At 71.5% G+C, this 13602-nt stretch carries 10 protein-coding genes and 1 pseudogene; 4 read left to right on the top strand and 7 right to left on the bottom strand.

All coding sequences use genetic code 11. From position 1 onward, the window contains the following. Window positions 1-622 precede the first annotated feature (622 nt). The 4 genes and pseudogenes from AB5J55_RS16665 to AB5J55_RS16650 form a co-directional block, all read right to left on the bottom strand. Window positions 623-2311 carry a glycosyltransferase family 2 protein gene (locus AB5J55_RS16665; protein ID WP_369271438.1) on the bottom strand — a complete coding sequence of 563 codons (1689 nt, stop codon included), beginning with the start codon at window positions 2309-2311 and terminating at the stop codon, window positions 623-625. Further along, window positions 2308-4536 carry a CDP-glycerol glycerophosphotransferase family protein gene (locus AB5J55_RS16660; RefSeq protein WP_369271437.1) on the bottom strand — a complete coding sequence of 743 codons (2229 nt, stop codon included), beginning with the start codon at window positions 4534-4536 and terminating at the stop codon, window positions 2308-2310. Before AB5J55_RS16660 ends, AB5J55_RS16665 begins: the two co-directional genes overlap by 4 nt. Window positions 4537-4662: 126 nt before the next feature. After that, window positions 4663-5541: an ABC transporter ATP-binding protein gene (locus AB5J55_RS16655; RefSeq protein WP_369276205.1), complete on the bottom strand. Its 879-nt coding sequence runs from the start codon at window positions 5539-5541 to the stop codon at window positions 4663-4665. Window positions 5542-5572: 31 nt separating this feature from the next. Further along, window positions 5573-6497: pseudogene (locus tag AB5J55_RS16650) on the bottom strand (ABC transporter permease). A 161-nt stretch (window positions 6498-6658) separates the two neighbouring features. Between AB5J55_RS16650 and AB5J55_RS16645 the strand changes: the two are divergent. Both AB5J55_RS16645 and AB5J55_RS16640 read left to right on the top strand, forming a co-directional pair. Continuing rightward, window positions 6659-7297: a TetR/AcrR family transcriptional regulator gene (locus AB5J55_RS16645; RefSeq protein WP_369271436.1), complete on the top strand. Its 639-nt coding sequence runs from the start codon at window positions 6659-6661 to the stop codon at window positions 7295-7297. A gap of 80 nt (window positions 7298-7377) precedes the next feature. Continuing rightward, entirely contained in the window at window positions 7378-8022 is a 645-nt protein-coding gene (locus tag AB5J55_RS16640; RefSeq protein WP_369271435.1) for a response regulator, read from the top strand. 45 nt (window positions 8023-8067) lie between these two features. On the opposite strand, the gene galE is transcribed toward AB5J55_RS16640, so the two are convergent. Then, window positions 8068-9048, bottom strand: coding sequence for a UDP-glucose 4-epimerase GalE (gene galE / locus AB5J55_RS16635; RefSeq protein WP_369271434.1), 981 nt, complete (start codon window positions 9046-9048; stop codon window positions 8068-8070). 76 nt (window positions 9049-9124) lie between these two features. After that, a complete protein-coding gene (locus tag AB5J55_RS16630; RefSeq protein ID WP_369271433.1) occupies window positions 9125-10801 on the bottom strand; it encodes a glycosyltransferase family 2 protein in 1677 nt (558 codons plus the stop codon). Between the two features lie 213 nt (window positions 10802-11014). Here AB5J55_RS16630 and AB5J55_RS16625 point away from each other — a divergent pair, with 213 nt between their 5' ends. Then, window positions 11015-12607 carry a hypothetical protein gene (locus AB5J55_RS16625; RefSeq protein WP_369271432.1) on the top strand — a complete coding sequence of 531 codons (1593 nt, stop codon included), beginning with the start codon at window positions 11015-11017 and terminating at the stop codon, window positions 12605-12607. Here AB5J55_RS16625 and AB5J55_RS16620 read toward each other — a convergent pair. After that, complete coding sequence (locus tag AB5J55_RS16620; protein WP_369271431.1) at window positions 12597-13064, bottom strand: MarR family winged helix-turn-helix transcriptional regulator; 468 nt, start codon at window positions 13062-13064, stop codon at window positions 12597-12599. The genes AB5J55_RS16625 and AB5J55_RS16620 overlap by 11 nt on opposite strands. A 119-nt stretch (window positions 13065-13183) precedes the next feature. On the opposite strand from AB5J55_RS16620, the gene AB5J55_RS16615 reads away from it, so the two are divergent. Then, window positions 13184-13597, top strand: coding sequence for an organic hydroperoxide resistance protein (locus AB5J55_RS16615; RefSeq protein ID WP_369271430.1), 414 nt, complete (start codon window positions 13184-13186; stop codon window positions 13595-13597). The last annotated feature ends 5 nt before the right edge of the window (window positions 13598-13602 follow it).

Below are 13602 nucleotides of genomic sequence, written 5' to 3'. Positions count from 1 at the left end.
GGGAGTGCTTGGCGGGGCGTTGGTTGTGGGGGGTTTGGACGCAGGTCGGGACCGTCGGGTACGTCGTTCCGCGGGAGGTGTTGCCGGGGGTGGTCGCGGCGAAGTACCGGGTGCCTTGGGTGGGGTATCACTGGGTCACGCCGTGGGTTGAGTACGGGGACGTCGTGATGGCGCGGACCATTCCTGCGCGGCAGATTCCGGCGTACGGGGCGTACACCGTGGCGCCTGGGTATCCCGACTTCTTTCTGCCGGATGAGGGGCGGCGGGGGGAGGCTGTGCGGCGGTACTTCGCGGTGGGGGCGTCGGGGGGGGTGCGGCGGGGGATTGTGCGGGGTATGGCGTGCGGTGGGTTGTGGATCAGGGGGGTGGGGTGGGTTCCGGGGTGCGGGTGGTGGCTCGGGGGCCGGGTGGGCAGGTGTTGTATGAGGTGGTGCGGTGAGGTGTCCGGGTTTGCTCGCCCCCGCCGCCCCTACCCGTCCCGTCCCTTGGGGCTGCCGCCCCCAGACCCCCGCTGTCGGCCTGAACGGCCTCGTCCTCAAACGCCGGACGGGCTGAGTTGTGTGGACCGGCGCCGAGAGGTGTCGTCGGCAAACGCCGGACGGGGCTGGATGCCGATATCGCCCTACCGCAACGCGCTCCTCAGCAAGCGTGCCGCCCTTCTCACCCTCGGTCGGGCCGCGTGGCGTGCCAGGGGGTGGAGGAGTTTTGCCGTTACGCCCACCGGCTGCCAGCGGATTTGGAGGCGGCCGGTGCCTCGGCCCTCCGGCTCGACGGTTACTTCGTGGGGTGCCGTGCCGGTGCGGTAGGGGATGCGGGTGGTCAGGGTGGGGAAGTCCAGGGGGGCCAGGAGTACGGCTGTGTGGGCTTGGCCCTGGTGTTCGATGCGGAGCAGCGGGTGGCGGACGCCGGCGAAGCCGTGGTGGGGGACCGGGGCGGTGGCGAGGTCGAGGTGGACGTGGCCCTCGTAGATGCCGGGGCGGGTTGGGGTGAGGCGGAAGGGGGCCTTGAGGCGGTGTCGGCCGGGAGTGAGGAGGAGGGCGGCGCGGTGGGGGCCGACCGGGAGGCGTAGGCCGGGGTCGTAGGTGCGGATGGTGAGGTCGATCGAGGCGCCGGGGCCGCGGGTGAGCTCGGTGATCTCGTGGCGGAACTGGGCGCTTCGGAAGGGGCGCGTGTCCAGTTCGAGGTCGGTGACGTCCAGTTCGCGGCGGGACCAGTCGGTTGTAGGGATGGTCTCGCCCCAGTACGTGTGGCCCTTCGCGTCTGGTGTCACCTGCCTCGGCGCTACTGCGTGGCCCAGGCCCCGTGCCGCCGACCCGGCCTCCCGGAAGCGGCGTTCGCGGACCAGTTGCAGGACCACGCGTTCCGTACGGGGCAGGCGGGCGTAGGCCGTGGGGGACAGGGTCTCCAGGTAGGGGTTCATGAGGTCCGCGAAGGAGGTCAGCCATGGTTCGTCGCGGTACGGCAAATCCCCGGCGTACATCCGGAAGTCGTGCTTGAGGAACTTGTAGTCCTTGTCGTCGCGCAGCCCCGCGTGCCCGCTCTCGGCGAGGAAGTCGTCGATGAGGCGCTGGACGCGGACGCGGTCGCGGACGTTGGCGAGTCGGTCGCGCTGGTTGGAGATCGATGCCGCGTCGGTGGCCGCGAAGGGCGCGATGTGCCAGCGGTACACCGGCTCCGGGACGATCGTGAACTCCTTGGCCAGGCAGTACGCCTGCGCCGAGAACAGCTGGTCCTCGTAGTGGATGCCCTCGGGGAAGCGGAGGTCGTGGCGGTCCAGGAAGGCACGGGCGTACATCTTGCTCGTCGACAGGTGCTCGAAGAGCAGCCGGGGTTCGGACTCGATGCCGATGACCGTGCGGCGCTCGGCGACCAGGTGCGGCATCCATTGCGTACGTCGGCCGGTGTCCTCACGGATCCGCACCACCGCGCCCATCGCGAAGTCGATCTCCCGCTCACGGTGGGCGGACAGGAGCAACTCCACGGCGTCGTCGGTCAGTTCGTCGTCGCTGTCCAGGAACATCACGTACGGCGCTCGCGCGATCTGAAGGGCGCGGTTGCGCGGGGCGCTGCAGCCGCCGCTGTTCTCGGGCAGCCGGAGATGGCGGATGCGGGCGTCCTGGGCCGCCAAGTGCCGTGCCACCTGCGGGGTTTCGTCCGTCGAGTGGTCGTCGCTGATGATGATCTCGATGTTGGCGTGGGTCTGGCGGCGTACCGATCCCACGGCTCGGGGGAGGCGCTTCGCGTCGTTGTAGACGATGACCGTGACGGTGACGTCGGGTGTGACGTCCCGGGGTGTGACGTCCGGCGTCATACCGACTCCCTCGGGCTCGGTGCCGGTGTGCGTTCCTCCAGTGGGGTCACCGGCGGCAGGGCGTCCTCGCTCTCGCCCAGGAACACCCGGCGTACGACGCGTTCGGCGGCGCGTCCGTCGTCGTACTCGCAGAAGCGGTGGCGGAAGGCGGTCCGCGCCTTCGTCGCGCCCTCGTCGTGCCAGGCCGAGGTGGTGAGGATCTCGGTCAGTTCCTGCTGGGTGCGGGCCACTTGGCCGGGCGGCTCGGCCATCAGGTCGAAGTAGACGCCGCGGGTGGAGCGGTAGGTCTCCCAGTCGTCGGCGTAGACGACGATCGGGCGGTCGAGGTTGGCGTAGTCGAACATGATGGACGAGTAGTCCGTGACCAGCGCGTCCGCGGCCAGGGCCAGGTCCTCGACCGGGTCGTAGGCGGAGACGTCGATGACCCGGCCCGTGCGGCGCAGGGCGGTCAGCGGGGACGGGGCGTGGTCGTAGAAGTAGTGGCCGCGGACCAGCAGGACCGTGTCCTTGCCGAGTTGCTCGGCGAGGGTGGCGAGGTCCAGGCGGGGCGTCCAGCCTGCTTCGTAGTCGCGGTGGGTGGGGGCGTAGAGGATCGCGCGGTAGGTCGGCGGGATGCCCAGACGGTCTCGGATCGTGCGGATGTCGGCCGCGGTGGCGGTGTAGTAGACGTCGTTGCGCGGATAGCCGTGGTCGAGGGAGACGAAGCGGGAGGGGTACGCGCGCTCCCACATGCGGGTGGAGTGGCTGTTCGCGGAGACGCTGAAGTCCCACCTGTCGATACGGGACAGCAGCGCTTGGAAGTCCAGGCCCTTGGCCGCCGCCGGGAACTCCATCTGGTCCACGCCCATGCGCTTGAGCGGGGTGCCGTGATGGGTCTGGAGGTGGATCGCGTCCGGGCGTTTGACGACCGCGTTGGGGAAGTTGACGTTGTTGACCAGGTACTTCGCCGTGGCCAGCACTTCGCGGTAGCGGCGGGTGCCGGGGAGTACGTGGTCGGTGTGGGGTGGGAGGAGGGGCGCGTTGTCGGGCGTCACCACCCACACCGGGTGGATCTGCGGGGCCAGTTCGGTGAGTTTGGCCGCGATCGCCGCCGGGTTGCAGGCCACTCCGCGGTTCCAGTACGCCGCGAAGACGGCCAGGTTGGGGTTGACCGGCCGGGACAGGGACCTGCGGTAGTGGTGGTCGCCGAGGGCGGCGGAGACCTGGCGTGCGCGGGCTCCAACGGCCGACTTGGCGGCTCGGCGGGCGCGGTTGGCGGTCTGGAAGGCGCGGTACCCGGTGTACGCGTTCTCCTCCAGGAGGGCTCGGCGGATGCCCTCGGGGCCGGCGGGGCGGCGGTATCCGGGCGGGCGTTGCCGGACGGCGGCTTCGGCGGCGCGGTGGAAGAACTCCCTCGCCACGGCGTCCGGCATGGGGGTGCGGGCGAAGGCGCGCAGACAGTCCCGGATCATCACGTCGTACAGGACGGCGTGCGTGGTGCGGCGTGCGTGGCCTGCGGGGATCGCGCGGCCTGCGGGGCCGGTGGCGAGCGTGAGGAGGGCTTCGTAGCGGTCGACGAGGGCGTCGTGCTGCTCGGGGGCGACCGGGGGGAGGCTCTCGGGGCGCAGCTCGTGGTGCTCGTACGCCACCTGGTTCAGGGCGGCGACGTGGTCGGCGAGGAGGAGGGCGGCGTAGGCGGCGTACGGCTCGTCGGGGGTGGTGAGTCGGGCCTCGTGCGCCTGCCAGAAGGAGGTGCGCAGCGCGCGGTTGCCGAGCAGCGGGGTGACGCGGAGCGCGCTGCGGGCGATGTCGCCGAGGGGGTGGGCGGCGCGGCCCGCGCGGGCCAGGCGCGGGCCGTCCGAGGAGGGCAGGCCGGAGGTCTCCCAGGTGGAGCGGACGTGGTCGAAGAGGAGGACGTCCACCTCGTCCGGCAACTGCGCGACACGCTCGGCGACCGTGCGCGGGGCGCCGGGGGGCAGACCGTCCTTCGCGTGCACGAAGTGCAGCCAGCGGCCGGAGGCCCGGGCCGCCCCGGCCGAGCGGGCCGCGGCGTCGTCCGTCCCCTCCGGCAGCGGCAGCACCAGCATCTCGGGGGCGTACGTCCGGGCCGTCTCCTGGGCCCACGGCCCGACCGCGGCCACGATCACCTCGGCATCGGGGTGCGGGTGCGCGGCCAGGGAGGCGAGGAGTCCGGTCAGACGGTCCTGGGTGTTCGGCCCGTGGACGACGACGCTGAGCTCGGGCATCGCGGGGACTCCTTCACTCCCGGGATCTACCGACCTAGGTCATAGTGACACTAATGGGGTGAAAGGGTGACCTCTGGTTGGGCCTCACGAGGGACGGCTCATGAGGGACACCTCAAGAGGGACACCTCAAGAGGGAAGAGCGGCCGCAGCAGCGGCCGTCGCGGGTGCCGGCTTCGGCTTGGGCTTCGGGCTCGGCTTGGCCGACTTGTCCCCCGTGAAGGCCTCGTACTCCTTCAGTACGTCGTCCGTCGGCCCGTCCATCCGCAGCTCGCCGCGCTCCAGCCACAGCACGCGGTCACACGTGTCCCGGATCGACTTGTTGTTGTGGCTGACCAGGAACACGGTGCCCGCGTGCTTGCGCAGCTCACGGATCCTGGCCTCGGAACGCTTCTGGAAGGAGCGGTCGCCGGTGGCGAGGGCCTCGTCGATCAGCAGCACGTCATGGTCCTTGGCGGCGGCGATGGAGAAGCGCAGGCGGGCCGCCATGCCGGAGGAGTACGTGCGCATGGGGAGGGTGATGAAGTCGCCCTTCTCGTTGATGCCGGAGAAGTCGACGATCTCCTGGTAGCGCTGCTTGACCTGCTCGCGGGACATGCCCATCGCGAGGCCGCCGAGGTGGACGTTGCGCTCGCCGGTGAGGTCGTTCATCAGGGCCGCGTTCACGCCGAGGAGGGAGGGCTGGCCGTCGGTGTAGATACGGCCGTTCTCGACCGGGAGGAGTCCGGCGACCGCCTTCAGCAGGGTCGACTTGCCGGAGCCGTTGGTGCCGATGAGCCCGATAGCCTCGCCCCTGTACGCCACGAAGGAGACCTTCTTGACGGCGTGCACCTTGCGCACGCCCGACGCCTTCTCGGTCTGCTTGCGGCGCAGGATGCGGTTGAGCGCGGCGGTGGCGGAGCCGCGGCCGGCGCCGGTGCCGTTGACGCGGTAAACGATGTCGACGCCGTCCGCGATGACGGTGGGGACCTGCTGGACCCCCTGGACCTCCTCGCCCTGTTGGACCAGCTGGATCTGCTCTTGTGCGATCTGCGCGGTGTCAGCCACGGCCGTAGGTCTCCTCAGCCTTCCAGAAGTAGATGAAGCCTCCGACGCCGGCGAGCAGCGCCCAGCCCGTCGCGATCGCCCACACGTGCGGCGGGAGCTGGCTCGCGTGGAAGCTGTCGATCAGCGCGAAGCGCATCAGGTCGATGTAGACGGCCGCGGGGTTGGCCTGCAGTGCCGCGGTCAGCCAGGACGGCCAGTCGGTGTGCTTGGCCATCATGTGGCTGATGCTGAACATCACGCCCGACGCGTACATCCAGGTGCGCAGCACGAACGGCATCAGCTGGGCGATGTCCGGTGTCTTCGCCCCCATCCGGGCCATGATCATCGCGATGCCGGTGTTGAAGACGGACTGCAGCACCAGCGCCGGGACCACCAGGGCCCAGGAGGCGGCGACCGGGATGCCGAAGAAGAGCAGGATCACGACCAGGGCCGCCATCGAGAACAGCAGCTGCTGGAGCTGCTGCAGCGCGAAGGAGATCGGCAGCGCGGCCCGCGGGAAGTGCAGGGCCCGCACGAGGCCCAGGTTGCCGGAGATCGCGCGGGTGCCCGCCATGATCGAGCTCTGCGTGAACGTCCACACGAACACCCCCGTCACCAGGAACGGGATGTAGTCCGGCACCCCCCGGCTCGTGCCCAGCAGCTTGCCGAAGATGAGGTAGTACACCGCCGCGTTCAGCAACGGCGTCATCACCTGCCAGAGCTGGCCGAGCTTCGCCTGGCTGTACTGCGCCGTGAGCTTGGCGGTGGAGAAGGCGCCGATGAAGTGCCGGCGCGCCCACAGCCGGCCGACGTACTCGCGCAGGGAGGGGCGGGCCCCGCTGACCGTGAGGCCGTGCCGGGCGGCGAGGGCCGCGAGGTCGGCTTCGTGGTGGCGGGGCGGGGCCGGTGGGGGCGGGTGTGTGGAGGGCCTGGGTCACATCCGCTGCTTTCGCTCGGGTGGGAGGAGGGTGCGGGGTGGGTGCGGGTGGGTTCTTACTCTTCTCTTCACGAATTCTTACGTCGGGCGGGACCGTATCGTCGCAACGTGAGCGTAGGTCTTATGAGCGTCGGAACGCAACCGTTTCGTCGCAACGCCCCTATGCTGGTCCGCATGACGACGAACGCCGACCAGCCCCAGACGAGTCCGCGCCGCCGGACCCCCGCCGGGGCGGCCGTACTCCGCGAGGACGTGACGGAGGCCATCCGGGCGGCCGTCTTCGAGGAACTGGCGGCGGTCGGCTACGCGCGGATGTCGATCGAGGGCATCGCGCGCCGCGCGGGCGTCGGCAAGACCGCGGTGTACCGGCGCTGGCGTTCCAAGCTGCACCTGGTGCTCGACGTGGTGTCGGCGGTGGCGGTCATGGGGCTGCCGACGCCGAACACGGGCTCCCTGGAAGGGGACCTGCGGATGCTGTACGAGGTGACCTCGCGCGCGTTGCGTCACCCCGTCGTGTCGCAGATCATCCCCGACCTCCAGGCCGAGGCGGCCCGCAACCCCGAGATCGCCGAGGCGCTGCAGAAGGCGCTGGAGCAGGGGCAGGAGGGGGTCGCCAGCAAGATCCTCACCGGGGCGGAACAGCGTGGCGAGGTACGGGCGGGCATCGACAACGAGCTCGCGCTCGATCTGATCTCGGGCCCGTTGTACTGGCGGATGGTCGTGGCCCGTAGTCCGAAGCTGCCCAAGGGCCACCTGGACGCGCTGGCCCGGGCCACGACCGAGGCGCTCAAGGCGCTGTGAGTAGGCTGCGCGCAGCGACCGCCGGCTGAGCGAGGCGGTGTCACCGCGGGCGCGGTGACCGAAGTAGAGGCGGAACTGCCGTGAGAGTCGTGATCGCCGAGGACAACGCCCTGCTGCGCGAGGGCCTCGTCCTCCTGCTGACGTCGGCCGGGCACGAGGTCGTGGCCGCCGCCACCACGGGCCCCGAGATCCTGCCCGCACTGCAGCGGCACAGCCCCGACGCCGCCGTGCTCGACGTGCGGATGCCCCCGGACTTCCGCGACGAGGGTCTGCGCGCCGCGCTCACCGCCCGCAAGGAGTTGCCCGGGCTGCCGGTCCTGGTGCTCTCCCAGTACGTCGAGGAGTCGTACGCCGCCGAACTGCTCGCCGGGGGCGCGAGCGGCCTCGGCTATCTGCTGAAGGACCGGGTCGGCCGGGTGGACGAGTTCCTCGACGCGCTGGAGCGGGTCGCGGCCGGCGGCACCGCCCTGGACCCCGAGGTCGTCACCGAACTCCTGGCCCGGCGCCGCGAGTCCCCGCTCGACTCCCTCACCCCGCGCGAGCGCGAGGTCCTGGCCCTCATGGCGGAGGGCCACGACAACGCGACCATCGCCGAGGCCCTGGTCGTCACGGAACGCGCCGTCCACAAACACATCGGCAACGTCTTCCTCAAGCTGGGCCTGCCGCAGAGTGACAGCGGCCATCGCAGGGTGCTTGCGGTGCTGACGTACCTGAACAACTCGTAGGCGGTCGGTGCGCAGCGGGGCGCCGAACCCTCCCCGCGCCCCGAATCAGCTCCGCGCCGCCCCCGGGTGCAGCCGGACCCACCCTTCCCAAGCCGACGCGATCATGTCCTGTACATCGTGCTTGGACTTCCAGTCCAGTTCGGTGGCGATGCGGTCGGCGGAGGCGACGACGCGGGCCGGGTCGCCGGGGCGGCGGGGCGTGACGGTCGGGGGGCGGTCGTAGCCGGTGATGGCGTTGACCAGGTCGATCATCTCGCGGACCGAAACGCCCTCTCCGCGGCCGATGTTGAGGGTGAGGGAGTGGCCGGGGGAGGACTGCAGGGCTCTCGCCGCGGCGACGTGGGCCTCGGCCAGGTCGACGACGTGGATGTAGTCACGGATGCACGTGCCGTCGGGGGTCGGGTAGTCGTCGCCGAAGATGCGCGGGGGCGCGTTCTCCGTGAGCTTCTCGAAGACCATGGGGATGAGGTTGAAGACGCCGGTGTCGGCGAGTTCGGGGGTGGCCGCGCCCGCCACGTTGAAGTAGCGCAGCGACGCCGTGGACAGGCCTGTCGCGCGGCCCGTGGCCCGGACCAGCCACTCGCCGGCCAGCTTGGTCTCGCCGTACGGCGACATCGGCGCGCATGGCGTCTCCTCCGTCACCAGGTCCACGTCCGGCATGCCGTACACGGCCGCGGAGGAGGAGAAGACGAAGGATCGTACGTTCGCCGCCGTCACGGCTTGCAGCAGGACGCGCAGGCCCTCGACGTTCTCCCGGTAGTAGTGCAGCGGCAGGTCGACGGACTCGCCGACCTGCTTCTTCGCCGCGAGGTGGACGACACCGGTGATGCGGTGCGCCGCGATGGCGCGGGCGACGCGCTCGCCGTCCAGGGTCGAGCCGACGACCAGCGGGACGCCGTCGGGCACGCGGTCTGCGATACCGGTGGACAGGTCGTCGTACACCACGGCGTGTTCGCCCGCCTCGGTCATCGCCCGTACGACGTGCGCTCCGATGTAACCGGCGCCGCCGGTGATCAGCCAGGTCATGTGCGGCCGTTCCCCTCGTCAGTGGGCCCTGTGGTCATCCGTGGTCTGCACTACTGGTCTGCGCTGCTGGTCTGTCTCAAGTGTGCGTCTGCCAGTGAAGCAGGCGGCGGAGTCTGCTGCGGACCACGGACAGAACTCCTCGTGAACCGGGAGCCACGCGCAGTGCAAGCGCTCCGGAGTGTGTGACGTACGGCTGTACGAGTACTACGGCGTGGCCAGAACCGACCACCGCGCGTCGGCGCAGCGGACCGGCGCTCGTGAGGGCGTGCGCCGTGACCTCGCGGTACGCGCCGCCCTGGAAACGCACCCGCAGGCGCAGATCCCAGGTGCGGGACGCGCTGGACGGCCCGGACGGGCCGGGGACTCCGGAGAACGCGGCCCAGTGGACCGTCGTCTCGGCCGACCAGACGCCGTCGGGCGAGGGCGACGGCGTGAGCGCCAGCCTCGTACGCGGCCCCGCCGCCCGCCCCGTCTCCCGGCACCGCCAGTCCACCTCCAGCGCCTCGGGCCCCGCCCGCGCCACCCTGCCGTACAGCTCGTGCAGGCGAAGCCGGAGGAGGGCGCTGCGCGCGCGTGGGTGCAGTTCCGCGTCGACGGCGAGGGGGAGGAGGCGGACGGGGCGGGTGAGCAGGGCGTCCAGGGTGGGTTCGGGGAGGTCGGCCGACCAGACGGGGGTGCCGTCGGAGGCGTGGGCGTAAGGCGGGAGGAGGCGGGCGGGGCGGGAGGCCAGGTCCCTGAGGCGGGGCAGGTCGCGCGGCTCGGAGGATGCCAGGACGACGCGGCCGATGAGGCGGCCGGGTGCGGTGGGGTTGTGGGCCCAGTCGGACGCGTCGTACTCCGCGAGGTACGCCCGCGTGTGCGCCCACCACGCGCGCTGGTAGCGGGCGTCGTGCAACCCCAACTCGCGCGCGTATATCCGCACCTCGTGGTCCAGGAACTTGGCGCGTGTCGCCCGCGCCAGCTCCTTCTGCCCGGCGCCCAGCAGGATGTCGTGGGCCAGCCGGCTCGCCTCCGTGCGCGCCCGCCAGTTGGCGATGTCGGCGCGGTCCAGGGAGATGGACAGCCGGTCGGCCGAGCGGCGCACGTGCCAGATGTACACCCGGTCGGGGACGAGGGTGATGCGCGGCCGGGCGGCGAGCACGCGCGCGGTGAAGACGAAGTCCTCGTAGGGGAAGCGGCCTTCGGGAAAGCGGATGCCGTGCTCGCGCAGGAAGTCCGTGCGGTACAGCTTGTTGACGCAGAGCGTGTCGTGGACCAGGCGCGGGCGCTGTGCGGGGCGCTCGAACACGGCATGCGAGGCATAGAGGGCCGCCTGCCATGGCACCTCGCGCCGTCCGGGCAGCTCACGCCGCACGCACAGGCCGCTCGCCACCTCCGCACACGCCCCCGTCGCCGCCGCGAGCAGCGCGTCCACCGCCCCCGGCGGAAGCACGTCGTCGCTGTCCAGGAACATCACATAGGGCGAGGTCACCCGGTCGAGCCCGGTGTTGCGCGGACTGCCGCAGCCACCGCTGTTGACCCGGCGCCGGACCACCTTCACGCGCGGCTCGGTCGCGGCGAGACGGGTGAGCAACTCGACGCTGCGGTCCGTCGAGCAGTCGTCGACGACGACGACCTCGCGGACGGCGGGGCCCTGCGCCAGCGCCGAGCGGACGGCGGTCGTCACATGCGCGGCGTCGTTGTAGCCGATGACGACGACGCCGACCTGCGGGTCGCGCGCGGTGCGGGCAGCGGGGGCGGCGTGAGGGTGCATCAGGGGCACGGTCCGGAATCGCGGGACTGATGGGTGGTCACCCGTTGAGCGGGGCTTGGGGACCGCTCCGGAAGACGGCCGGCGCAGGGGCCCGGTTCACTGTGATTCATTACCGCGGGATCGTATGCCGGGTGAGTGGCATATCGGTGGTGATACACGGTGATATGCCGTCAATGACCAATAAGTATCAGTTAATAGTACAAACTCATTCCCGTGGTGATCGGGGACCGGGAGCCGGGGAAGAGCGATCGCGAGGGCGGCGCGGCCGCGGTCCTCGCCGTGTGCGTCCCCGTGGTCGTCATGCTCGGGCTCGGGCTGTGGGGCCTCGACCGCGACGGCATGTGGCGGGACGAGGGAGTGACCTTCCAGGTCGCGCGGCGGTCGGTGCCGGAGATCCTGCGGCTGGTGCAGGGCGTGGACGCCGTGCACGCCCTGTACTACCTGCTCATGCACGCCGTCCTCGCCGTACATCCCGGCGAGATCGCCCTCCGGCTGCCGTCGGTGCTCGCGGCGGCCGCGGCGGCGGGTCTGATCGCGGCGCTCGGGGTGCGGCTGGCGCGGCCGCGGGTGGGGTTGTGGGCCGGCCTGCTGTACGCGGTGACGCCGCTGGTCGGGCACTATGCCCAGGAGGGCCGGTCGTACGCGCTGGTGACCGCGGGGGCGGCCGGGGCCACGCTGCTGCTGGTGCGGAGGGTGTGGTGGGCGTACGGCGTGGTCCTCACGGTCACCTGCCTGCTGCACGAGCTGGCCGCGCCGGTGGTGTGCGCGCATGCGGTGACGTTGGGGGTGGGGCGGGCGCCGAGGCGGGTGTGGGCCGCGTGGGGACGTGCCGTGGCGGCCGCCGGGGTCGCCCTGCTGCCGTTGCTGCTGGTGTCACGGGCGCAGGCCGGGCAGGTGGGGTGGTTGCCGGTGCCGGGGTGGGGGAGTGCGGAACGGCTGCTGCGGGAGTTCGCCGCCGGGCCCACGGGTGTGGTGTTCGGCGGGTGCGTCCTGCTGATGGTGGCGGGGCTGGGAGCGGGTCGGGTCGCGGGGGTCGCGTTGCCGTTGCTGGTGGTGCCGCCCGGGCTCCTCATCGCCGCGTCGCAGGTCCGGCCCATGTACGACGACCGGTACGTGCTGTACGCGCTCGCGGGGGTGCCGTTGCTCGTGGCCGCCGGGGCGGACCGGCTGGCCGACCTTGTGTGCCGTGTGCGGCCCTACGCTGACCGCCCTCCCCGCGAACCCGACCCCGGCGAAGGCTGCTCCGCCGCCGCCGTCCGATCCCGGCCCTCCCCCCTGACCCCCCTCGTCGGAACCCTCGCCATCACCTTCGTCTTCCTCCACCACCTCCCCCTCCACCGCCAGGACCGCTCCCCGGCCCACCGCCCCGACAACCTCGCCGCCACCTCCGCCTACGCCGCCCGGCATCTGCGCCCCGGCGACCCGGTGCTGTTCGTGCCGTCCATCGGGCGGCGGGCGGTCCTCGCGTATCCGAAGGGGTTCCGGCAGGCGTGGGACATCGCGCTGCGGCAGTCCGGGCCGCGTTCCGGGACGCTCTACGGCCGTGAGGTCGGGGCCGGCGAACTGCGTCGCAGGCTTGCCTCGGTCGACCGGCTCTGGGTCGTCGCCGAGCCGTACGCGCTGAACTCCCCCTGGTATCCGAGCAACCCCACGGAGCGCGTCAAGCTCGCCGTCGTGGGCGAGGAGTTCCGGCCGCTGTCCCAGGGGCCGTCCGACGGTCCGCTACGGCTGTACGTCCGCCGCCCGGCCGCCGAACGGATGGCGCGCCTGGCCACGGAACGCACCTCGCAGTCCCCTAACCGGTAGCCCCCTCCACCGCCGCCGTGTCCAGCGCCGAGGTGAGCTGGTCCAGCCGTGCCCGCAGCTCGCGGATCTCGTCGACGTCGAAGCCCGTCGCCGCGGCGATCCGGCGCGGCACCTGCAGGGCCTGCTCGCGCAGCGCGGCGCCCTCCTCGGTCAGCCGTACCTCCACCGAGCGCTCGTCGCGGGCGCTGCGCTCACGGCGTACGAGGCCGGCCGCCTCCAGCCGTTTGAGCAGCGGCGACAGGGTGCCGGAGTCGAGGCGCAGGTGTTCGCCGAGCTTCTTCACGGGCAGGTCGCCCTGCTCCCACAGCACCAGCATCACCAGGTACTGGGGATAGGTGAGCCCCAGGTCCTTCAGGACCACGCGGTAGACGCCGCCGAAGGCGCGCGACGCGGCGTTCAGGGAGAAGCAGATCTGCTGGTCGAGGCGGAGCCAGTCCGCAGTGGGCGTGCTCGTCATGACTCCAGGGTAGCTCGCGCCCGTCATTAAGTTGTGCGCAATTGAATTGTGTGCTCTACTTGTCGTCGTCGGCGGCCGCAAAGAGAGCCGCCGGACGTGACTTGAGAGGGATGGTTTCCATGGACGCGCTCTACACCGCTGTCGCCACCGCCACCCACGGCCGCGAGGGTCGCGCCGTCAGCAACGACGGCAAGATCGACCTGCAGCTGGCCGCGCCGGTGGAGCTGGGCGGCAACGGCCAGGGCACGAACCCGGAGCAGCTGTTCGCCGCCGGTTACGCCGCCTGCTTCGGCAGCGCCCTCGGCCTCGTCGGCCGCCAGGCGAAGGTGGACGTCTCCGACGCCGCCGTCACCGCCGAGGTCGGCATCGGCAAGCAGGGCGAGGGCTTCGGCCTGAAGGTGACGCTGCGCGTGGAGCTGCCCGACACCCTCGACGAGGCCACCGGCCGCAAGCTGGTCGAGCAGGCCCACCAGGTCTGCCCCTACTCCAACGCCACCCGCGGCAACATCGAGGTCGACCTCGTCATCGAGTAACCACA

It is taken from the genome of Streptomyces sp. R11, assembly GCF_041051905.1.
Taxonomy (GTDB): domain Bacteria; phylum Actinomycetota; class Actinomycetes; order Streptomycetales; family Streptomycetaceae; genus Streptomyces.
The sequence above is the reverse complement of the archived record's forward strand: the minus strand, read 5'-3'. Positions and strand labels throughout refer to the sequence as shown.